General features: G+C 64.4%; 20 protein-coding genes. 8 read left to right on the top strand and 12 right to left on the bottom strand.

What is annotated here, in order from left to right:
* Positions 1-16: 16 nt before the first annotated feature.
* Together C2U47_RS20110 and xseA are read left to right on the top strand one after the other, a co-directional pair.
* On the top strand, positions 17-925 hold the full coding sequence (locus C2U47_RS20110; RefSeq protein ID WP_029314444.1) for a DMT family transporter: 909 nt from the start codon (positions 17-19) through the stop codon (positions 923-925).
* Positions 926-1,031: 106 nt separating this feature from the next.
* Positions 1,032-2,396, top strand: a complete 1,365-nt coding sequence (gene xseA / locus C2U47_RS20105; RefSeq protein WP_010674545.1) for an exodeoxyribonuclease VII large subunit — start codon at positions 1,032-1,034, stop codon at positions 2,394-2,396.
* A 56-nt stretch (positions 2,397-2,452) separates the two neighbouring features.
* On the opposite strand, the gene hutW is transcribed toward xseA, so the two are convergent.
* The 12 genes from hutW to pspA form a co-directional block, all read right to left on the bottom strand.
* On the bottom strand, positions 2,453-3,808 hold the full coding sequence (gene hutW / locus C2U47_RS20100) for a heme anaerobic degradation radical SAM methyltransferase ChuW/HutW (protein ID WP_010674544.1): 1,356 nt from the start codon (positions 3,806-3,808) through the stop codon (positions 2,453-2,455).
* A gap of 275 nt (positions 3,809-4,083) precedes the next feature.
* A complete protein-coding gene (locus C2U47_RS20095) occupies positions 4,084-4,572 on the bottom strand; it encodes an OmpA family protein (RefSeq protein ID WP_010674543.1) in 489 nt (162 codons plus the stop codon).
* 33 nt (positions 4,573-4,605) lie between these two features.
* On the bottom strand, positions 4,606-5,856 hold the full coding sequence (locus tag C2U47_RS20090) for a diguanylate cyclase domain-containing protein (RefSeq protein WP_010674542.1): 1,251 nt from the start codon (positions 5,854-5,856) through the stop codon (positions 4,606-4,608).
* The gene (locus C2U47_RS20085) at positions 5,853-6,401 is read right to left on the bottom strand and encodes a YfiR family protein (RefSeq protein WP_029314443.1); all 549 of its coding nucleotides are present in this window, start codon (positions 6,399-6,401) and stop codon (positions 5,853-5,855) included. The genes C2U47_RS20090 and C2U47_RS20085 overlap by 4 nt, the downstream gene beginning before the upstream one ends.
* A 192-nt stretch (positions 6,402-6,593) precedes the next feature.
* On the bottom strand, positions 6,594-8,141 hold the full coding sequence (gene tyrR, locus C2U47_RS20080) for a transcriptional regulator TyrR (RefSeq protein ID WP_010674540.1): 1,548 nt from the start codon (positions 8,139-8,141) through the stop codon (positions 6,594-6,596).
* A gap of 142 nt (positions 8,142-8,283) precedes the next feature.
* Entirely contained in the window at positions 8,284-8,622 is a 339-nt protein-coding gene (locus tag C2U47_RS20075) for a 4a-hydroxytetrahydrobiopterin dehydratase (protein WP_010674539.1), read from the bottom strand.
* Positions 8,623-8,663: 41 nt separating this feature from the next.
* Positions 8,664-9,458 carry a phenylalanine 4-monooxygenase gene (gene phhA / locus C2U47_RS20070; protein ID WP_010674538.1) on the bottom strand — a complete coding sequence of 265 codons (795 nt, stop codon included), beginning with the start codon at positions 9,456-9,458 and terminating at the stop codon, positions 8,664-8,666.
* 166 nt (positions 9,459-9,624) lie between these two features.
* Positions 9,625-10,668, bottom strand: a complete 1,044-nt coding sequence (locus tag C2U47_RS20065; protein ID WP_010674537.1) for a YcjF family protein — start codon at positions 10,666-10,668, stop codon at positions 9,625-9,627.
* A 49-nt stretch (positions 10,669-10,717) separates the two neighbouring features.
* The gene (locus C2U47_RS20060; RefSeq protein WP_010674536.1) at positions 10,718-12,124 is read right to left on the bottom strand and encodes a YcjX family protein; all 1,407 of its coding nucleotides are present in this window, start codon (positions 12,122-12,124) and stop codon (positions 10,718-10,720) included.
* Positions 12,125-12,196: 72 nt separating this feature from the next.
* The gene (gene pspC, locus C2U47_RS20055; protein WP_010674535.1) at positions 12,197-12,601 is read right to left on the bottom strand and encodes an envelope stress response membrane protein PspC; all 405 of its coding nucleotides are present in this window, start codon (positions 12,599-12,601) and stop codon (positions 12,197-12,199) included.
* Positions 12,602-12,707: 106 nt separating this feature from the next.
* The gene (gene pspB, locus C2U47_RS20050; RefSeq protein ID WP_005300084.1) at positions 12,708-12,944 is read right to left on the bottom strand and encodes an envelope stress response membrane protein PspB; all 237 of its coding nucleotides are present in this window, start codon (positions 12,942-12,944) and stop codon (positions 12,708-12,710) included.
* Positions 12,945-12,947: 3 nt separating this feature from the next.
* A complete protein-coding gene (gene pspA / locus C2U47_RS20045; protein WP_010674534.1) occupies positions 12,948-13,628 on the bottom strand; it encodes a phage shock protein PspA in 681 nt (226 codons plus the stop codon).
* Between the two features lie 196 nt (positions 13,629-13,824).
* Between pspA and pspF the strand changes: the two genes are divergently transcribed.
* The 6 genes from pspF (at position 13,825) to C2U47_RS20015 (ending at position 20,547) form a co-directional block, all read left to right on the top strand.
* On the top strand, positions 13,825-14,865 hold the full coding sequence (pspF, locus tag C2U47_RS20040) for a phage shock protein operon transcriptional activator (RefSeq protein WP_010674533.1): 1,041 nt from the start codon (positions 13,825-13,827) through the stop codon (positions 14,863-14,865).
* A gap of 136 nt (positions 14,866-15,001) precedes the next feature.
* Positions 15,002-16,597: an ABC transporter substrate-binding protein SapA gene (sapA, locus tag C2U47_RS20035; protein WP_010674532.1), complete on the top strand. Its 1,596-nt coding sequence runs from the start codon at positions 15,002-15,004 to the stop codon at positions 16,595-16,597.
* A gap of 61 nt (positions 16,598-16,658) precedes the next feature.
* On the top strand, positions 16,659-17,618 hold the full coding sequence (locus C2U47_RS20030; RefSeq protein ID WP_010674531.1) for an ABC transporter permease: 960 nt from the start codon (positions 16,659-16,661) through the stop codon (positions 17,616-17,618).
* Between the two features lie 89 nt (positions 17,619-17,707).
* Complete coding sequence (locus tag C2U47_RS20025; protein WP_010674530.1) at positions 17,708-18,601, top strand: ABC transporter permease subunit; 894 nt, start codon at positions 17,708-17,710, stop codon at positions 18,599-18,601.
* Positions 18,602-18,680: 79 nt separating this feature from the next.
* On the top strand, positions 18,681-19,679 hold the full coding sequence (locus C2U47_RS20020; RefSeq protein ID WP_010674529.1) for a peptide ABC transporter ATP-binding protein: 999 nt from the start codon (positions 18,681-18,683) through the stop codon (positions 19,677-19,679).
* Between the two features lie 82 nt (positions 19,680-19,761).
* Positions 19,762-20,547 (top strand): peptide ABC transporter ATP-binding protein, encoded by a 786-nt coding sequence (locus tag C2U47_RS20015; protein ID WP_010674528.1) that lies wholly within the window; start codon positions 19,762-19,764, stop codon positions 20,545-20,547.
* Positions 20,548-20,577 lie beyond the last annotated feature (30 nt).

Here is a 20,577-nt window from a genome sequence, read left to right as displayed (position 1 = left end):
CATTCAGGGAGAAACGATGAGACCATCGGATTACGGGAGATTGCTCGCGCTGGCAGCCATCTGGGGTGCCAGCTTTTTGTTCATGCGCATCGCGGCGCCGGCGTTCGGCTCGGTCAACACCACCTTCCTGCGGGTCTTCTTCGCCCTCGTCGGGCTCGCCGCCATGCTCCTGCTGCTGCGCACCCCCATGCAGTTTCAGGGCAAGCTCAAATCCATCATGGTGCTTGGCATCATCAACTCCGGCGTCCCCTTCCTGATGTATGCCGTGGCGGCCCTCTGGCTGCCCGCAGGGTATTCCGCCATCCTCAACGCCACCACGCCCCTGATGGGCGCCCTCATCGGCTTCTCCTTCTTTCACGAGACGCTGACCTTGCGAAAGTGGGCCGGGGTCATGCTGGGGCTGGTGGGCATCGGGCTCATCACCACCACCGGGGAGGTCGACCTGAGCGGCCAACTGGCCATCGGGGTGCTGGCCTGCCTCATCGCCACCGCCTGCTATGGCTGCGCCGGCTTCCTGACGAGACGCTGGGTCACCGAGCGGGGAGGCCTGGACGCCAAACTGGTGGCCTTTGGCAGCCAGATAGGGGCCGTCCTCTTCCTGCTTCCCTTCTTCGGCTACACCCTGGCGACCGGCCCCGCCGTCGACTGGGCCCAGCCTGGGGTCTGGGCCAGCGTGCTGGCGGTCGGCTTCCTCTGTACCGCCTTCGCCTATCTTCTCTATTTCAGGCTGATCGCCGACATCAGCCCCCTGCGAAGCCTCACTGTCACCTTCCTCATTCCGCCCTTCGGCATCCTGTGGGGCTATCTGGTGCTGGGGGAAACCCTCACCGGCGGCTTCGTGTTCGGCGGCGCCGTGGTCTGCCTCGCGGTCTGGCTGGTGACCAGCCCCGCCAGAGCCGTCAAGTCGGCCAAGGCACAAGCCTAGGCTCCGCGTCATCTGCCGGGCCCATGGCTCGGCAGATGGGCGCAACTGGGGTAAGATGACCCCCATCGTTTCTCCCGCCCCGGCGGACACCACAGCAGGGCCAGCCTTGAATCACCTCGAACCCGCCAGTCAGAGCAGACAACAGCAGATCTTCACCGTCACCCGCCTCAACAGCGCCGTGCGCATGATCCTGGAGCAGGATCTGGGGCTGGTGTGGCTCACCGGCGAGCTCTCCAACCTGGCGATGCCAAGTTCCGGCCACTGGTACTTCTCCCTCAAGGACATGTCGGCCCAGGTGCGCTGCGCCATGTTCAAGGGCAACAACCGCCGGGTGCCGTTCCGTCCCCAGGATGGCATGCAGGTGCTGGTGCAGGCGCGAGTCTCCCTCTATGAACCCCGGGGCGACTACCAGCTCATCATCGAGTCCATGCAGCCCGCCGGGGATGGCATGCTGGCCCTGCGCTTCGAGGAGCTCAAGCGCCGCCTCGGGGCCGAAGGGCTCTTTGACGAAGGGCGCAAGCGCCCCTTGCCCCGGGAACCCCGCGCCGTCGGGCTGGTCACCTCCGCCACAGGCGCCGCCCTGCACGACATGCTGACGGTGCTTGAACGCCGCGCCCCGGACTTGCCCGTTTTCATCTACCCGACCCAGGTGCAGGGGAGCGCCGCCACCGCCCAGATCGTCTCGGCCATCATGCTTGCCAACCGCCGCGCCGAGGTGGATGTGCTCATCGTCGGACGCGGCGGCGGTTCCCTTGAAGATCTCTGGTGCTTCAACGAAGAGGCGGTGGCACGGGCCATCGCAGGCTCCGCCATCCCCGTGGTGAGCGCCGTAGGACATGAGGTGGACGTCACCATCAGCGACTTTGCCGCCGACCTTCGTGCCCCCACCCCCTCTGCCGCCGCCGAGCTGGTCGCGCCGGACAGGAGCACCCGCGCCCAGCGCCTCGTGCACCTGCGCCAGCGGCTCACCCAGGCCATGAGCCGTCACCAGGTCGCCGCCCGCCATGGCTTCGTCCTGCTGCAGAAGCGGCTCGATCATCAGGATCCCAAGCGACGGCTGGAGCAGCAGTCCCAGCGCCTCGACGAGCTCGACCGCCGCTTGCAGCAGCACCTGCGTGATCGCCTGCACCAGGGGGAGCGGCGCCTCGCGGGCCTCGCCATGCGCCTGCAGGCCAGAAGCCCCGAAAAGCGGCTGGCCATCGGCAAACGTCGTCACCAGCTGGCCGAGGAGCGCCTCCATGCCCTCATCGCAAAACGCCAGGATCTCGCCCGCCACAGCCTCGCCATGCTGGGAGCCCGCCTCGACGGCATCAGCCCGCTGGCCACCCTGGGGCGCGGTTACGCCATCGTGCGCACCCCCTCCGGGGAGGTGATCCGCCGCGCATCCCAGGTCAATGCAGGCCAGACCCTGATCACCACCCTCGCAGAGGGAGCGCTGCGGGTACGGGTGGACGAGGTCGACAACCGCTGACAAAAAGCGGGGGCCTGCACCAGGCCCCCGCCTCCTTTCTGTGCTCCGATAGCCCGTTATACCAGGGCATGACCGGCCATCTTGCCCGGGTGGCCGGATGGTTTCTCGCCCCCCTTGATCCCCCCCGGTGGATTGCACCTCAGATACTCGAACAACCCGGCCTGCAAATTCACGTTCCAGAAACGCCCCGCCAGGGTGAGGGCGAGACGCTCGGCCGAGAGCCGTGCCAGCCCGTGTCGCTGCCAGGCCTCAAAGAGCGGCATCAGGTGGGAGACCAGCCCCTGTGGCAATTGCGACAACGCCAGCCATCCGGTATCGAGCCCCCCTCGCAGCAGCCCGTCGAGACGGGCATCGGGATTGGGCCTCATCACCATGCCGGGAGCACGCACGCCCCCCGCCTGCGCCTCATGCCAGGGCGCCAGATCCCGGCCATACATGAGGCCGTGGCCGTGAATGTTGCCCCCCGCCCCTGCGCCGAAGGGCAGGATCTCGGCGCCCCACTTGGCCATCTGGTTGTAGCGGCTCTGCTCGGCATCGATGCGCCGCCAGTGGCTGCAGGAGAGCCGCTCCCAGCCCCCCGCCTCCAGCGTCCGTGCCCCGTCGGCATACATGACTGCCCGCTGCTGGCCATCGGCGGCCCAGCCCTGGGTGCCTTTCTCGTCGGCGCGCGCCAGGTTGGTGCCCGCCATGGAGAAGAGTTGATAGAGATCAACCCCGTGCACCCCGCTCGCCATCACATCCGCGATATCCTGGCGCCACACGGCCTCATCCTGCCCCGGCAGACCGAAGATGAGATCCGCCACGATCACCGCCTCGTTGTGGCGGGTCAGCGCCGCCAGCCGGGACAGCAAGGTCTCCCTGTCATCGAAGCGGGCCGCCTGCTGGCGCACGCGGGTATCAAAACTCTGCACGCCGAACGAGAAGCGGTTGAAACCGCCCGCCAGGGCCGTCTGCCACTTCTCGTCATCAAAGCCGTTGAGTCGCCCCTCCAGGGTCAGTTCCGCATCCACGGTCAGGGGAAAACGGCGGATGACGCTGGCCAGGCGGGCGAGATCGCCCGCCGCCATGTCGGTTGGCGTACCGCCCCCCACATAGACCGCCGAGAAAGGCCGGCTCTGGACAAGCGGCGTCTCGGCTGCCTGGCGCAGCGACCCGCAGAGTGCCTCCATGTAGCGGCTCATGCGCGCCGGATTGGCGCCGTTTTCGAAGAAGTTGCAAAAACTGCAGCGCTTGCGGCAAAACGGGATATGGATATAGAGCGCTCGGGCCTTGGCCTCGCTCTCCTGCTGCCACCAGGCTTGCCAGCCGGCATCGTCCAGCATCAGGGGGGCGGTCCCTCCCCGGCTGGCATGGGCCGACGTCTTGGCGGTGAAGGCGAATTTGAGGGGATCCGGGGTACAAAGCCCCGTCATGGTCGAAGAAAGCTGGAGAGTCGTCACTGGGTTACCCTGCGTAAATAACGCAAATGATAACGAATATCAGTTGCAGGTATTTGTGCTGGATCAAGTCGGGAAGGATTGAGCCGTCACTCTGTCCCCATCAGGGCAACAGCGCGTCAGGCAAGGAAAGCGTGAAACAACAAGGGAAGAGAGCCACTCTCCCACTGGAGAGTGGTGGCACACACAGGATCGGGCGGTTGATTCAAGGCTCCTGACGGGAGCGCCGCGCCGATACCGGCTGACGGGGGTCAGCCATTGCCGATGATGATGGCAACCCGGCGATTTTCCGCTCGCCCGGCAGCGGTCGCGTTGTCGGCGATGGGCGCCTCTTCTCCGCGGCCGCGGATATCCAGGTTCCCCTGTGGCATACCCACCGACACCAGGACATCGGCCACCGACCGTGCCCGCTTGAGGGAGAGTTGCTGGTTGTAGGCCTCATCACCGTTGGAGTCGGTATGACCGTCCACCCGGGCCCGGTTCAGTCCTACCTCAATCAGGGCCTTGCCGAGTTTCTCCACCACCTGGCGGGTCTCGGGGTTGAGGGCCCCCACATTGTTGGCGAACAGCACCTTGTTGGAGATATCCAGGGTCCATCCCTCGTCGGTCAGGTGAAATCCCTGCTCCTTCAAGGCGGCGATCTGCTCCGCCGTGAGCCCCTGGGGAGGGCTCTGGCACGCCGCCAGCACACTCAGCAACAGTGCCACCAGGCCCGCTTTGATCGGGTTCAACATGCGCATTCTTATCATCCTTTCACTATTTCCGGTTCAACTTCACGTGCTCGTTTTTCGTGTTTCTCTCTCCTCCCTGCGTTGTCGTTTGGCTTGATACATGGCGTCGTCTGCCCATTGCAGCAGGGCATCCGCCGTCTTCCCCTGCTCGGGATAGCGGGCAGAGCCGATGCTGATCCCCACCCCGAGATGGCGACCGTCACTCAATACCACGGGGGTGTTCATGGCCTGCTGCACTCGCCCTATCACCTCGCGCACCTCGTCCTCCCCATGGATCGGGGTCAGGAGGATGACGAACTCATCTCCCCCCAGCCGGCAGACCAGATACAGGGGCCTGAGCTGATGCTGCACCCGCCGCGCCACGGCGATCAGCACTTCGTCGCCGATGCTGTGGCCCAGGTTGTCATTGATCTGCTTGAAACGATCGCAATCCAGATAGAGCAGGGCAAAACCTTCATGCCCCTTGTTGCCTGCCAGGATGGCCTGCTCCATGCGAGCCTCGAACAGAGCGCGGTTGGGCAGACCGGTCAGGGGATCATGGGTTGCCTGATGCAGCAGGCTGGCGTTCTCCCGCTTCTGGTGGGCCTGCCAGGCTTCCAGCTCATCGAGCAGCGAATTGAAATCCTCGCCCAGCTCGTGCAGCTCGTGCAGCTCGGCGATATTGGCCGCCGGCACCCGCTCCTTGAGGGCCCGCTGGCGGCTGACGTTGTAAGCCACCTCGGTCAGGGCCTTGAGGGGTGCCGTGATGGAGCGTTGCATCCGGCGCGCCACATGGAGTGCCCCGAGAATACTGATGAGCAGGCACACCAGGGTAGCCAGCAAGGTCTGCAATAGGAATCGCAACAGGTACTGGCCGTGACCGACCAGATGCACCCTGGCTATCTCCTTGTGCTCGCGCACCATGGGGAGCGCCACGGGCCCCGGCAGGATCAGGCGGGCCAGGTGCTGCTCCAGGGTGGTCCAGGGGGTAGTGATGTCCCGGCGCCAGCTCGCCAGCACCTGGCCGTCCGGCAGCACTATGCTGGCGCTGGCTATGTCTTCCCGGGAGGTGATGGTCTCCAGGGCATCCAGTGCCGCCTCCTTGTCATGGAAGACCACGGCCGCCTCAGTGGTGTAGCTGATGGCCCGCGCCACCAGCTTGAGGTTGTGATCCGCATAAAGGCGCAGCGCCAGCAGCGCCGTGACGGTCAGAAACAACCCGGCCATGCAGACGGCAGTCAGGGAGATCATCATGTGGGTGCGCCCCAGACTCTGTCGCAGGGTAAGCCGGGGAGTGGCGTGATGGACCGTCATCGCACCTCCTCATCGGCTCGCGCTAGCTTGAGCACGGCCGGGTGCACTCGCACACCGCTGCGGGCCAGCGCATCCAGATTGACCCGAAAACGCACCCTCTCCTCCCCGGCCTGCAGACAGAAGACCGCATCGGCGATGCATTCGCGGCTCTGCTCACTGATGCTGAGGATGGCGTGACCGCGCAGGCGCTCGAACAGGGAGAGGCGCTGTGCCGGTGCCAGCACCCCCAGATAGATGACATCGCAGCGCTGGATCAGCGCCTCATCGCCCATGTCGTAGCGATGCACCTCCACCGGTCGGCCATTGGCCTGCCGTTCGATGGTCAGAAGGGATGACGCATATTCCGTCGGCGCCGTGATGCAGAGCCGAAGTCTGGCGGGCTCGCTGGGCCAGCGGGTGTAACTGAGGATATCGAGCACGGTCTGGCGCACCATGTCACTGCGCGCCTCGGCGGAGGTCGCCGCCACGGTCAGGTTTGCCAGCATCAGCATGCAGCACAGTGGCGCCAGCCACATCAGTAACCGGAGGTAACAAAACATCTGCATGGTGCCCGCGAGAGTGTCAAGGTCGGCGCCGGGGTAACCCGACGCCCATGATGAGAGTGCCTGCATGGCACCGCACCGAGCTTACCAGCCGGGTGGCCAGCCCCCAGAGGCAAGTGGCACGGCTGCGTCACCGGGCGTCGCAGCCGTGCCAGCAAGGCGCTCAATGCCCCAGGCAGACACCGTCCATCGACACTACTTCTTGCCAATCCCATATTCGCGCAGCTTGTTGGCGATGGCGGTATGGGAGACACCGAGCCGCTTGGCCAGTTGGCGGGTGGAGGGGAACGCCGGGTAGAGCCGCTCCAGCAGGCGGCTCTCGAAACGCTTCACCGCCTCGTCGAGCCCCCCTTCGAACCACTCGTCGATGAGCGGCATGGCATCGGCCGCCACCGGCAAGTCCACGTGCTCGGGTCCAATCTCGTCCCCTTCCAGCAGGGTCATGGCCCGATAGAGGCAGTTGCGCAACTGGCGCACGTTGCCGGGCCAGCGGTAGGCGGTGAGGTACTCGGCCATGTTGCGGGTAAAGCGCGGACGCGGGCGCTGCAGTTCGCTGGCAAAGCGCGACACGAACTGCTGGGCCAGGGCCATGATGTCCGCCTTGCGCTCGCGCAGCGGCGGCAGATTGAGGCTAAGCACATTGAGGCGGTAGTAGAGATCTTCGCGAAACTTCCCTTCATGAACCAGATCCAGCAACTGCTTCTGGGTGGTGCAGATGAAGCGCACGTTGACCCTCACCTCCTGCTCGTCACCGACCCGGCGAAACACGCCATCTTGCAGCACCCGCAGGAACTTGGTCTGCAGATGGGGGGACATGTCGCCGATCTCGTCCAGCATCAGGGTGCCGCCGCTGGCCAGCTCCAGCACCCCGCGCTTGCCCTCGGTGTTGTTGCCAAAGGCGCCGGGGGCATAGCCGAACAGCTCGCTCTCGGCCACGTTGTCCGGCATGGCCGCGCAGTTGAGCGCCATGAAGGGGTGGCTGGAGCGCAGGCTGGCGCCGTGGCAGGCCCGGGCCAGCAACTCCTTGCCGGTGCCGGTCTCCCCCACGATGAGCAAGGGAGCGTCCTGCATCGCGAGCTTGGCTGCCTGGGCCAGCACCTCTTTCATCTTCTGGCTCTCGGCCTGGAGGTGCTCAAAGCCCCCCACTTCCACCGCGTGCAGGGCACTGAAGTGCATGCCGACCCGGCGGGCGGATTTGAGCACCACTACGGCGCCGGCCAGAGCCTGCTTGCCCTTCTCTTCGGCCACGAACAGCGGCATCAGATCGCCCAGGTACTCTTCGCCACCGAGGCTCAGCTTGCAGGTCTGGGGCTTGATCTCACCCGACTCCAGCCAGCGGCCAAACGAGAAGCCCTTGACCAGGGAGGCGATCGCCACGCCGCGCACCTCGTCCGGTGGCAACGCCAGGGTGGTGAGGGCGGCCTGGTTGGCCTGGGTCACCCGCCCCTTGCTGTCGAGGGAGAAGACCAGGTCCGGCAGCGCCTTGAGCAGGGCCTCTATCTCGTGGTGTTCCCGCTCGGAGGGCATGTAGGGGATGGTCTTGACGTCATAGACGCCGGGAATGCGGCGAATTTCCGGCATCAGATGCTGAAAGTCACGGAACTCCAGCTCGGGGAAATTGAGATAGATGATGCCTGAGGTATCGATTTCGATGCCGCGCAGATCGATGTTGTGCTCCACCAGTCGGTCGAGCAATTCCCGGGTCAGGCCCAGACGGTCTTCACAGCTGACTTCAAGACGCATTCGGCACACACTTCCTAGCTAACATTCTGAATAACGGGATAATACAGACTCGATCCCGCCAGTGCGAGCGCTCCCCCATAAAAATGCGGGCCTGCCCCGCTTTCACCGGGCAAGCCCTGTCTGCGTTGGCGCCAGATGGCGGTTACTTCATCAGCCCGTCGGTGCGGGCTGCCATGATGAAGTCGTTGCGATGCAAGCCGCCTATCTTGTGGGTCCACCAGCTCACGGTCACCTTGCCCCATTCAAGCAAGATCGCCGGATGATGGAACTCCGCCTCCGCCAGTTCTCCGAGGCGGTTGGTGAACGCCAGCCCCTCCTTGAAGTTGCGAAACACAAATTCACGGCGCAGTTGCAGCTCGCCGTTGACCACCAGGGGCTGCCAGTCGGGGATGAGGTGCATCAGCTCCCCCAGCTCCTGATCGCTCACCCTGGGGGCATCGGCGCGGCACGCCTCGCATCGTTGACTCGCCAGTTCAGTCATTCGGGACTCCTTTCATGAAACATCGTGGGAATGAATTCGGGTTAGCTCGCCTGCTTGCCGGCAACGGGAGCAAAGCGGGGTGGACGCAAGCCAAGACGACGGGCCTCGGCCACGGCCGCCATGATCCCCTGCCCCTCCAGACCATAGAGGGTATCGAGACGAGGCAGCACGAAATAGGTCGGCTGCATGATGTCGATGCGATAGGGGGTACGCAGGATCTCCAGCAGATCGAAGGGTTGCAGCTCGGGCTTGCCCGAGAGGGCATAGGCGGTCTCGCCGATGGAGGAGAGAATGCCGCCGCCGTAGATACGCAGCCCCTCCTCCCCCTGCAGGAGACCGAACTCCACCGTGAACCAGTAGAGCCTCGCCAGATAGACCCGCTCCTCCTTGCTGGCATGGAGTCCGAGCCGACCATACAGGTGGGTGAAGTGGGCAAAGGCCGGGTTGGTCAGCATGGCGCAGTGGCCGAAGATCTCGTGGAAGATGTCGGGCTCTTGCAGGTAGTCGAGCTCGTCCCGGCGGCGAATGAAGGTGGCGACGGGAAAACGGCGATCAGCGAGCAGCGCGAAGAAGTGATCAAAGGAGATGAGGGCCGGCACCGCCGCCACCGACCAGCCGGTGGCGGGCATCAGGGCGGCGTTGATCTCGCCCAGCTGGGGGATACGGTTCAGAGGCAGGTCGAGGCGTGCCAACCCGGCCTGGTATTCGTCGCAGGCCTTGCCATCGAGCGCCGCAAGCTGGCGTGCAATCAGGATCCGCCAGGTGCCATGCTCCTCGTCCGTGTAGTGGATCCGGCCCTGCCCATCCGGTTGGCGGGCCGTGTAGAGACTTGCCATGAGTGCTCCCATCCTTCGGGTGCCAGCCGCCATCCGGGCGGTCACTGGCCGTTGAGTCATGGGATCACTGTAACGGTTTGCCCCTCAAAAAAGCAGCCGACCCCGGGGTCGGCTGCTTTTGACAATTGTAAATAATTTGTGACATCCATGTCGGGTGCCAGCCACCTCACGACTTGTTGAGATAACCCGCCAACTGGCCGATCAGCCGCTTGCGCAACTCCCCCAGTTTCGGCTTCTCGTCGGCACACCAGGGGAGCGGACGACAGGCTTCCATGGTACGCATCCCGAGGCGCGCGGTGAGCAACCCGGCCCCGACACCTTGGGCGGCGCGGGCGGAGAGCTTGGCGGTCAGCTCGGCCCCCAGCAGATCCATCCCTACCTCGGTCACCAGCTCGGTGGCCCCCGCATAGAGCATGTTGCGAAACACCTTACGAATGAGGCGGATGCGGCTCCAGTAGCCGAGCTCGATGGCGTAGACATCGGCGATGTCCTCGATCATCCGCAGGTTGCGCCAGAGCATCAGCATCATGTCGACCGTGGCGAGCGGGCTCAGGGCCACCAGCACGGCGGCCTCCCCCGACCATTTGGCGACGCGGGCCTGGGCCAACTTGTCCCGCTCGGTGAGCACCAGCTGGCTGTAGAGGGTCAGCACTTCCCGATCGCTGTGGCTCTCGTCAAGCTGGGATAACCAGGTGCGATACCCTTCCCGCCCCTTGTCACCGCTCTTCTCGGCCAGGGCCTCGCAGAAGGCCTGCCCCTGACCGACCCCCTGGTGGGCCAGCAGATCCTCGGCTCTTGAGCGCACATCCTGGCGCCGCTTCAAGGTGCGCAGCCGCAGCCATTCGCGCCCCGCTACCCCGGCGGTGCCTACCGCCACCAGGCCGGAGGCAAGCAGCCAGGCGCCGCCCCAGAAGGGGGAAGCGGCAAACTGATCCACCAGAAAAGCGCCAAACTGGCCAAGCGACAGCAGCCCCACCCCGCCCAGCCCCCAGGCCAGCAGACGATGGCGGCGCCGAGGCCTGACGTGAAGCGCGGGTTCCACCTCGGTGAGCTCGTCCAGCGCGTCCAGAGGCTCGAAGCTCTCCTCTTCCAGCCGCCGGGCCGGGGCCGGTGGCTGCGCTTCGTTTGCCACCGAGGGCGCGGGCTCCAGCGTCACCTTGCCTTGCAGGGGAGCGGCGTCATCGGTGCGCCATCTTGTCTGATCGTTCATCGCATTCTCTCCTGTGGGCGCCCCTCGAGCACAGCGGGCCACCCACCCGTTATTCGAGGTGATCCCCGAGCAGGAATTCCAGCGCCGCATCGAGCCGGATATGGGGGAGCGCCTGATGGGCGCTCATGGGCAACGGGCGAAAGGCCTGAAAATCAAACCCTTGAGTTTTCCACCACTGCGCAGGCGGGATCTGGGCAGGCACCTCCCCCGGGAAGAGCAGCAAGGGCTCGCCCGAGAGGGTAGTGCCACGAATGGCGGGAAATTCCCGTCCGTCTGCCACCCCCTTGCCCACCTCGGTGGCCTTGATGGCGGCCAGCGCCAGGCATTCGGTCTCTATCCCCTCGAAGCGGGCCTGACCCCGGCCACGGCTCACCAGGTGCTGCAGGAGCGACACCAGAGGCCCGTGCTGCTCCGGCGTGACGTGATCGGCCTTGCTCGCCACAAACAGCAGCTTGTCGATGCGCGGGGCGAACAGACGGCGCCACCAGTTGCTCTTGCCGTAGGCGAAGCTCTCCATGATGCGGGCGATGGCCTGCTGCATGTCACCAAAGCTCGCGGCACCGGCATTGAGGGGCGCCAGGCAGTCCACCAGCACGATCTGGCGATCAAAGCCTGCAAAGTGCTGCTCATAGAAGCCCTGTACCAGATGCTGCTTGTACTGCTCGAAGCGCTGCTTGAAGGTGGCGTAGAGGGTGCCGTCTTCGGGGGAGTGTGTGGGCATCTCCCATACCCAGGGCACGAATTGCAGCAGCGGCGCACCGGCATACTCGCCGGGCAACACGAAACGCCCGGGCTGGATGAGGTGAAGCCCGAGCGCCTGCTTGCAGGCGTGCAGATAATCGGTGTAGCGGGCGGCCAGTTCGCTGGCGGCCCGCTCCTCGAAGGCTTGATCCGCCTGCCAGTGCGGCGTCAACCAGCCTGCCGCCAGGGCTTGCAGCTCGGGGCGGCACAGTTGCTCCCGCACCTGCTCGCTCCACTGCTCGTAGTTCAGATCCAGCAGCGGCAAATCCAGCAGCCACTCCCCGGGATAATCCACCAGATCCACATAGAGGGTGGAGATCTCCCCCAGGTGCCGACGCAGCGGATGGCGGGTGCGATAACGGATCTCGAGGCGTACCTCGGCCACCCCCCGGGTCGGCGCGGGCCAGGCGGGCGGATCGCCAAACAGGGCATCGAGGCCCCGTTCGTAGGGAAAGGTGGGAATGTGGACGTTTTGCTGGGGCACCCGGCGAGCACCAAGGATGCGTCCCTGGCGCTGGGCGTCCCAGAGTGGCAGACGACCGTCGATGGCCGCGTGCTCCAGTTGATTGACCAGCGCCGTGATAAACGCGGTCTTGCCACTGCGAGAGAGGCCGGTGACCGCCAGCCTGATGTGGCGATCCCGGGCCCGGTTCACCGCGTCAACGGCCTTGTGCTGGAGCACCGACCAGGAGTGTTCGAGTTTGTTGCGTATCAAGGCGGGTCTTCTTCTCCTTGTGATCACATCAGAGAGACGGCCGCGAGGCAGTATCCTCGCGGCCCGGCACGATTAGAGCTTGCTGAACTCCCGTTGCAGGGTGAACTCCTTGGAGGTCACCAGCTTCTCGATGCGCTGCACCCTGGGCTCCAGTGCATCCAGCTCCTGGCCGATGCGGGCAAGGGCCTGATGAGGTGTGACGCCAGCCTGCCAGCTGCGCGCCTTCATCCGCACCTCGGCGAACTCGGCATCTTCCTGGGAGTAGAGGGTGACCGGCTTCTTGTCGAGCAGGAACCAGGCGGCAATATAGGCGGTGAAGGTGATGAAACCGGCGAAGATGAGACCACTGATGGCCAGCAGCCGCACGATCCAGGTCTCCACCCCGAAGTACTCTGCCAGACCGGCACAGACCCCGGCAATCTTGCCTCGCTGGGGATCCCGGTACAGGTTGCGCCCTTCACGACTGACACTGTTCATACCTTGTTCCTCCAACCGGGGACTTCCGCATCCAGAATCGACGCCAATACGGTTTCGGCCCGCTCCGGCTTTTTGCCACGGTCATGACATCTCTCATTGAAAACCGTCATACCTTGTTTCTCCAACCAGGAACCTCGGCATCCAGAATCGACTCCAGGGCACCGACCCGTTCCTGCATCTTCTCGGCACGCACCAGCAAGCCCTGCAGCTGTTCACGCTCACCATCGGCAAGACCGGCGCCAATGCGTCCCTTGGCGCGGTAGTGCAGCACCAGCCAGATGGGGGCCACCACCACCATGAAGACCACCATGGGAACCATCAATACACCCAGCAGATCTTCCATCTGTTACTCTCCCTGTTTCGGTGCCGGATTGTGCTGGCCCAGCTTCTGGCGCATGGCTTCCAGCTCGCGGCTGATCTGGTCGTCCGCTTCCAGCTCGGCAAACTGCTGGGCGAGCGCCTTGTCGGACTGCCCCAGATCGGCGCGGGCTTCCATCTCGTCGATGCGGCGCTCCATGCGCTCGAACTTGCTCACCACGGCCTGACTGTCGCCACGAGCCACCTGGCTTTGCACGTTGAGGCGGCTGCTGGCGGCTTCGCTGCGAATGGCCATCGCCTTCTGGCGGGCACGGGCGTCTTCCAGCTTGGCTTCCAGCTGGCGGATCTCCTCCCCCAGCTTCTCGATGCCGCTGTCCACCGCCTGCTGTTCCCGAGACAGGGCGTCGGCAAGCTCCGCCTGTTTGCTCTTCTCGATGAGGGCGGCCCGGGCCAGATCTTCGCGCCCCTTGGTCAGGGCCAGCTCGGCCTTGCCCTGCCACTCGGCGACCCGCTCCTGATGGCGGCTCACCTGACGGCCGATCTCTTTTTGATTCGCGAGGAAGCGGGCCAGGTTGGAGCGCTCCTTCACCAGTTCATCTTCCATCTCCTGGATGATCAGACGCACCATCTTCTGGGGATCTTCCGCCTTGTCGAGCAGGGCCGTCAGATTGGAATTGATGATGTCGGCCAGGCGAGAAAAAATGCTCATGATTGTACTCCTGTGATAGGCATCGGGTTGTGTCTCCATTGACAATGGCAACTTGTGTGCCAATCTGGAACAATATTTAACTTGTTGATTTATATGGGCACTCAGAATGCAGTTCAAGTCCCTGGGAAACAAGTGATGATTAAAATAACCAACTTTTGGTAAGATTAACCAGATTTTTCAACTCACAGGGGCAGGGATGACCACGGCCACGGAAAGTCTGTTGGGTGAATCCAACGCATTTCTAGAAATCATCGAGCAGGCATCGCGCCTCGCGCCGCTGCGCAAGCCCGTACTCATCATCGGCGAGCGGGGGACCGGCAAGGAGCTCATCGCCCACCGCCTACATTATCTCTCGGATCGCTGGGATCAAAGCTTTGTCACCATCAACTGCGCCACCTTGAGCGAGAGCCTGCTAGAGACCGAGCTGTTCGGCCACGAGGCGGGCTCTTTCACTGGCGCCGCCAAGCGTCATCAGGGGCGCTTCGAGCGGGCCGACGGCGGCACCCTGTTCCTCGACGAACTGGCCACCACCAGCGCCCGGGTGCAGGAAAAACTGCTGCGGGTCATCGAGTACGGGGAGTTCGAGCGGGTGGGCGGCGCCAAGCCCCTCAAGGTGGATGTGCGGCTGGTGTGCGCCACCAACGAGGATCTGCCAGCACTGGCACAGAAAGGACGGTTTCGTCACGACCTGCTGGACCGGCTCGCCTTCGACGTCATCACCCTGCCCCCCCTGCGGGAGCGGCGCGAGGACATCCTGATGCTGGCGGAGCACTTCGCCCACGGCATGACCCGGGAGCTGGGGTATCCGCTCTTTGCCGGCTTCTCGCGCAAGGCGACCCAGCTGCTGCAAGATTACCCCTGGCCGGGCAACGTGCGGGAGCTCAAGAACGTGGTGGAGCGCAGCCTCTATCGCCAGGGCAACCCCCAGCTGCCGCTGGCGGAGCTGGTGCTCAATCCCTTTGACTCCCCCTGGCGCCCCCGTGCCCGAGGTGACGCCGCCCCTTCCACCGACGCGCCGACCTCGGCAGAGACGGCCCCGACCCTGCCGCTGGATCTCAAAGGGGCGGTGGCGGAGTACGAGATTAATTTACTCAAGCAAGCGATGCAGCAATCCCAGTATAATCAGCGCAAAGCAGCCCAGTTGCTGGCCCTGAGCTATCACCAGTTCCGGGGGATGCTGCGCAAATATCAATTGCTGGACGGGGATGACAACAGTGGCAACCAGGAGGCGGGCTGATGCCTGGCACCGGGTCTGTGCGCGCGGATAACGCGGCGCACGTCACCCCCGACGGGAGCGCCTGCCCGGCCGCCCCCCGCAACGCGCCCGCCCCCTGGCGGGCAACTTTGTCTGAAAACATGGTTCCAACATGAGAATGCTCACCCCCCTGCTGCTTGGTCTCCTGGTCCTGGTCAGCGGCTGTCAGAAACGCGATGAAGCCTCCAAAACCGGGCTCATCTATTGTGCCGAAGGGGCACCCCGAACCTTCAACCCGCAGCTTGCCAATTCGGATGCGACCCTGGATGCCAGTGCCCGTCCCATCTACGATCGCCTGCTCGAGGTCAATGCCAACACCCTCGGCATCGAAGGGGGGCTCGCCACCCGCTGGCAAAGCAGCGAGGACGGCCTCTCCTATACCCTAACCCTGCGCAAGGGAGTGACCTTCCACCGTACCCCCTGGTTCAGCCCGACCCGTCACTTCAATGCCGACGACGTCCTGTTCACCTGGCAGCGTCTGCTGGACGAACACCACCCCTTCCACGCCGTCTCCGGCGGCGAGTACCCCTATTTTTACAGCCTGGGGCTCGGCAACCTCATCAAGCGGGTCTACAAGAAGGGGCCCTATGAGGTGGTGTTCGAGCTGAACCGCCCCGATGCCTCCTTCCTCGCCACCCTGGCCAGCGACTACGCCATCGTGCTCTCCGCCGAGTACGGGGAGCAGATGCTAAAGGCCGGCACCCCGGCGCTGCTGGACAGCCGCCCCATCGGCACCGGCCCCTTCAGCTTCAAGGAGTATCGCCACAACGAGTTCGTGCGCTACCTGCGTCACCCCGGCTACTGGGGCGGCGAGGCCAGAATGGAGCAGCTCATCTACGACATCACGCCCAAATCCTCCAAGCGCCTTGCCAAGCTGCTGACCGGCGAGTGCGACGTGATGAGCACTCCCTCTGCCAGCCAGCTGTCGGTGATCGACAAAGACTCCCACCTGGATCTGTCGGTGCAGTCGGGGATGAACGTCGCCTTCCTCGCCCTCAATACCCGCAAGGCCCCGTTCAACAAGGTGCAGGTGCGCCAGGCCCTCGCCAGCGCCATCAATGTGCAGAATCTGCTGCAGGCGGTCTATTTCGAGACCGGCCAGAGCGCTGCCAGCCTGCTGCCGCCCCTCTCCTGGGGTTACAACCCCTCCCTGCCCCAGCGCAAGCCGGATCTCAAGCTCGCTCGCCAGTTGCTCAAGGACGCGGGCTACCCCAACGGCTTCGAGATGCAGGTGCTGGTGCAACCCGGCGCCCGTCCCTACAACCCGGACGGCCTCAAGACGGCGCAACTGATGCGCAGCGATTTCGCCAAGATAGGGGTGAGCCTCAAGATAGTGCAGCAGGCCTGGCCGGTCATCGAGACCCGGCTCGCCCATGGACAATATGACAGCCTGCTCTCGGGCTGGATCGCCGACAACGCGGATCCGGACAACTTCTTCCGCCAGTTGCTGAGCTGCGCCGCCGTCGAGCGGGGCAACAACTACAGCCGCTGGTGCAGCCCCGCCTTCGATCAACTGCTGGACGATGCGGTGACCACCCCGCAGCTCGCCTTCCGCCTGCGCAACTATTACTATGCCCAGTCCCTGCTCAACGAGCAGTTGCCGCTCATTCCCCTGGCCCATGCCCTGAGAACCCAGGTGAGTCGCAGCGACATTCAGGGGCTGACCCTGATGCCCTTTGGTGGCACCACCTTCAACCAGGCCCATCGGGAGTGACCATGACAGATAACCACTCCATCGTCGGGCCATCGGCGCACCGTCCCCAGGAGGCATAACCATGTTTTTCTATATCCTGCGCCGCATCACCCTGCTGGTGATCACCCTCCTGGTGCTGACTCTGGGGGCCTACCTCCTGGAGTTTCGCCTCATCACCCAGGTGCTGGATTTCTGGCACGGCTATCCTGACTTCCTCCAGCGCATCGCCGCCGGGGATTTCGGGCTCTCCAGCGTCTCCGGCCAACCGGTCCTCGACGAGATCCGTCACTACTTCCCGGCGACCCTGACCCTCTGCCTCGCCGCCTTCGCCATCTCGCTGCTGGTGGGCATCCCTCTGGGCACCCTCGCGGCCCTCTATCAGGGGCGCAGCCCGGACCTCTCCATCATGGCCGCCGGCCTCGTCGGCTATGCCATCCCGGTCTTCTGGCTGGGGCTGCTGATGGTGATGTTCTTCTCCCTGGATCTTGGCTGGCTCCCCTCCTCCGGCCAGATCAGCCTGCTCTACGACGTGCCCTCCATCACCGGGATCGCCATCGTCGATGTGTTGATGAGCCAGGAGCCCTGGCGGGAGGCGGCCCTGCACGATGCCCTGCGCCATCTGGTACTGCCTTCCCTGGTGCTGGCCGTGGTGCCCACCACCGAGGTGATCCGCCACGTGCGCAGCTCCCTCATCGACGTGATGAAACAGAACTACATCAAGGCTGCCGCCAGCCGCGGACTTTCCCGCCGCCAGATCGTCTGGCGTCACGGGCTCAAGAACGCCCTGCCCCCGGTGTTGCCGCTGCTGGGGCTGCAACTTGGCAGTGTGCTCACCTCCGCCATGATCACCGAGGTGGTGTTCGACTGGCCCGGCATCGGCCGCTGGCTGGTGAGCAGTATCGCGCTGCAGGACTATGCCGCCATCCGCGGCGCCTTCCTGGTGGTGGCGAGCTTCGTCATCTTCATCAGCGTCAGCACCGATCTGCTGACCACCATCATGTATCCGGCACGGCGTAAAGAACTCTATGCAAGACAAGATTGATTGCGGTCTGTGGATGAGCCACGGCGGCCCATGGGCCACCGGCGCACAGGCGTGCCCATCCCCTTGCGACCAGCACGGGAGCCTGCATCATGCACGATAAATCGAACATCTATCCGGAGCTCAAGATCCTCTCCCCCCTGGAGCAGACCTGGGCTTCCTACCGGCGCAACCCGCTGGCCATGGCGGGGCTCTGGTGCTTCGGTCTGCTGCTGCTGGTGACCCTCATCGGTCCCCTGGTGATCCCCTACGGCATCGACGATCAGCACAGCAACCACCTGCTGCTCGCCCCCTCCTGGGCCAACAGCGGCAACATCGATTACTTCCTGGGGACCGACGATCTGGGGCGCGACATCCTCTCCCGTCTGGTGGCCGGGGCCAGGCTCACCTTCGGCAACGCCCTGCTGGTGGTGCTCATCGCGCTGGTCATCGGCTCGGCCATCGGCATCCTCGGCGGCATGAGCAAGGGGGTGAAGTCGAGCGTGCTCCATCACCTGCTCGATACCCTGCTCTCCATCCCGTCCCTGCTGCTGGCCATCATCGTCGTGGCCATCCTGGGGCCGGGTCTGTTCAACACCCTGATCGCCATCACGCTCGCGTTGATACCGCCTTTCATCCGGGCCACCTACAACGCGGTCCACGCCGAGATGCAGAAGGAGTACATCATCGCCAGCCGCCTCGACGGCTCTCCGCCCCAGCGGATCATGCGTCTGGCCATCTTGCCGAACATCGTCGAGACCCTGGTGACCCAGACCACCCGCACCCTCTCCGCCGCCATCCTGGACATCTCGGCGGTAGGCTTCCTCGGTCTCGGGGCCCAGTCTCCCCAGCCGGAGTGGGGGGCCATGCTGGCCGATTCGAGCGATCTTATCTATCTGGCCCCCTGGACGGTGACCCTGCCCGGGATGGCCATCCTGTTCAGCGTGCTGGTGACCAACCTGGTGGGCGAAGGCATTCGCGAAGCACTCAAAGAGGGGAACGACTGATGTTGCCAGCCTTGTTATCTATCCCCGCCCCCGGACGCCCTGAGCGACCCGGCTGCGCCCTGAACGGGGGACGTTGCTGATGCCCCTGCTCGACATACGCAACCTCACCATCGAAATCGACACCCCCCAGGGCAAGGTCAAGGCGGTGGACAGAGTCAGCCTAACCCTGAACGAGGGGGAGATCCGCGGGCTGGTGGGGGAATCCGGCTCGGGCAAGAGCCTGGTGGCCAAGGTGATCGTCGGCATCCAGAAGGACAACTGGACGGTGCGCGCCGACCGGATGCGCTTCAACGACATGGACCTGCTGACCATGGCGCCCAAGGAGCGGCGCCGCATCATGGGGCGGGAGATAGCGATGATCTTCCAGGACCCTATCAGCTGCCTCGACCCCTCCGAGGAGATAGGCACCCAGCTCGAAGAGGCCATCCCCACCAGCGCCTTCACCGGCAAGTTCTGGCAGCGTTTCCAGTGGCGCAAGAAGCGGGCCATCGCCCTGCTGCACCGGGTTGGGGTCAAGGATCACCGCAAGGTAATGCGGGCCTATCCCCACGAACTGTCGGACGGCATGTGCCAGAAGGTGATGATCGCAATGGCCATCGCCAACCAGCCGCGCCTGCTGGTGGCGGACGAGCCCACCAGCGCCATGGAGTCCACCACCCACTCCCAGATCCTGCGGTTGCTGGACAAGATGAACAAGCTGGGCAATACCACCATCCTCATCATCAGCAACGACATCGCCGCCATCGCGAACCTGACCGACACCCTCAACATCATGTATTGCGGCCAGATGGTGGAAGTGGGGACCCGGGACCAGATCCTGGAATCCCCTCACCACCCCTATACGGATGCCCTGCTCAAGTCCATCCCCGACTTTGACAAGCTGGTGCGCCACAAGTCCCGGCTCGAGACCCTGCCCGGGGTGATACCGCCGCTGCAACATCTGCCCATCGGCTGCCGCCTCGGCCCACGCTGCCCCTACGCCCAGAAGCAGTGCGTGCAGACGCCGCTGATGAGCAAGGTCAAGGGGCATCAGTTCAGTTGCCACTTCCCGCTCAACATGGAAGAACCGAAGAAATGAACCGGCACCAGACCCTGATCCGGGGCACCTGCCCGCCCCGTCAGCCCCTCTATCCGGCGAGCACACCCAAGGAGACCACGTCGTGACCGAACCTTCCCTGTTGCAGGTCAGGGGCCTGTGCAAGACCTACCAGAACCGCACCGGCCTGTTCAGGCGCCGCGCGGTGGAGGCGATAAAGCCCCTCTCGTTCGATCTCGAGGTGGGCCAGACCCTGGCCATCGTCGGGGAGGCGGGCTCGGGCAAGAGCACCCTTGCCCGCATTCTGGCCGGCATGATTGAACCAAGCGGCGGGGAGATCACCATCGAGGGGCAACCCATGGTCCACGGCGATTACCAGACACGCTGCAAGCTGCTGCGGATGATCTTCCAGGACCCCAACACCTCCCTTAACCGGAAAATCCGGGTCGGCCAGATCCTGGAGACCCCCCTTCGCCTCAACACGGCCCTGAGCGAGGAGGAGCGCCGGGAGAAGGTGATCCAGACCCTGCGCATGGTGGGCATGCTGCCCGACCACGCCCTCTTCTATCCGCAGATGCTCTCCGCCGGCCAGCAGCAGCGAGTGGGGCTGGCACGGGCGCTCATCCTCAATCCCAAGATAGTGGTGGCTGACGAGGCACTCTCGACCCTGGATATTTCGGTACGCTCCCAGATCATCAACCTGCTGCTGGAGATGCAGGAGACCATGGGGCTGAGCTATGTGCTGGTGGCCAACGATCTGGGGATCGTCAGCCACATCAGCGACGAGGTGCTGGTGATGCACGAAGGCCGTGTGGTGGAGCGCGGCAAGACCTTGCGGGTCTTCGCCGATCCCCAGCACGACGTCACCCGCCGCCTCATTCAGAACTACAACAACGAATACCGCCGCTGATCCCGCGGCGCGTTTCCCCTTGCGCCAGAC

Origin of the sequence: Aeromonas sp. ASNIH7, assembly GCF_002903485.1 — a bacterium.
In the GTDB taxonomy this organism is placed as follows: Bacteria; Pseudomonadota; Gammaproteobacteria; order Enterobacterales; family Aeromonadaceae; genus Aeromonas; species Aeromonas caviae.
The sequence above is the reverse complement of the archived record's forward strand: the minus strand, read 5'-3'. Positions and strand labels throughout refer to the sequence as shown.

What these genes read in the sequence shown, in the direction of transcription:
- C2U47_RS20110 (WP_029314444.1), top strand. Translation starts at nt 17, where the DNA reads ATGAGACCATCGGATTACGGGAGATTGCTCGCGCTGGCAGCCATCTGG.
- hutW (WP_010674544.1), bottom strand. Translation starts at nt 3,808, where the DNA reads ATGACGGGGCTTTGTACCCCGGATCCCCTCAAATTCGCCTTCACCGCC.
- C2U47_RS20095 (WP_010674543.1), bottom strand. Translation starts at nt 4,572, where the DNA reads ATGCGCATGTTGAACCCGATCAAAGCGGGCCTGGTGGCACTGTTGCTG.
- C2U47_RS20090 (WP_010674542.1), bottom strand. Translation starts at nt 5,856, where the DNA reads ATGACGGTCCATCACGCCACTCCCCGGCTTACCCTGCGACAGAGTCTG.
- C2U47_RS20085 (WP_029314443.1), bottom strand. Translation starts at nt 6,401, where the DNA reads ATGCAGATGTTTTGTTACCTCCGGTTACTGATGTGGCTGGCGCCACTG.
- tyrR (WP_010674540.1), bottom strand. Translation starts at nt 8,141, where the DNA reads ATGCGTCTTGAAGTCAGCTGTGAAGACCGTCTGGGCCTGACCCGGGAA.
- C2U47_RS20075 (WP_010674539.1), bottom strand. Translation starts at nt 8,622, where the DNA reads ATGACTGAACTGGCGAGTCAACGATGCGAGGCGTGCCGCGCCGATGCC.
- phhA (WP_010674538.1), bottom strand. Translation starts at nt 9,458, where the DNA reads ATGGCAAGTCTCTACACGGCCCGCCAACCGGATGGGCAGGGCCGGATC.
- C2U47_RS20065 (WP_010674537.1), bottom strand. Translation starts at nt 10,668, where the DNA reads ATGAACGATCAGACAAGATGGCGCACCGATGACGCCGCTCCCCTGCAA.
- pspC (WP_010674535.1), bottom strand. Translation starts at nt 12,601, where the DNA reads ATGAACAGTGTCAGTCGTGAAGGGCGCAACCTGTACCGGGATCCCCAG.
- pspB (WP_005300084.1), bottom strand. Translation starts at nt 12,944, where the DNA reads ATGGAAGATCTGCTGGGTGTATTGATGGTTCCCATGGTGGTCTTCATG.
- pspA (WP_010674534.1), bottom strand. Translation starts at nt 13,628, where the DNA reads ATGAGCATTTTTTCTCGCCTGGCCGACATCATCAATTCCAATCTGACG.
- pspF (WP_010674533.1), top strand. Translation starts at nt 13,825, where the DNA reads ATGACCACGGCCACGGAAAGTCTGTTGGGTGAATCCAACGCATTTCTA.
- sapA (WP_010674532.1), top strand. Translation starts at nt 15,002, where the DNA reads ATGCTCACCCCCCTGCTGCTTGGTCTCCTGGTCCTGGTCAGCGGCTGT.
- C2U47_RS20030 (WP_010674531.1), top strand. Translation starts at nt 16,659, where the DNA reads ATGTTTTTCTATATCCTGCGCCGCATCACCCTGCTGGTGATCACCCTC.
- C2U47_RS20025 (WP_010674530.1), top strand. Translation starts at nt 17,708, where the DNA reads ATGCACGATAAATCGAACATCTATCCGGAGCTCAAGATCCTCTCCCCC.
- C2U47_RS20020 (WP_010674529.1), top strand. Translation starts at nt 18,681, where the DNA reads ATGCCCCTGCTCGACATACGCAACCTCACCATCGAAATCGACACCCCC.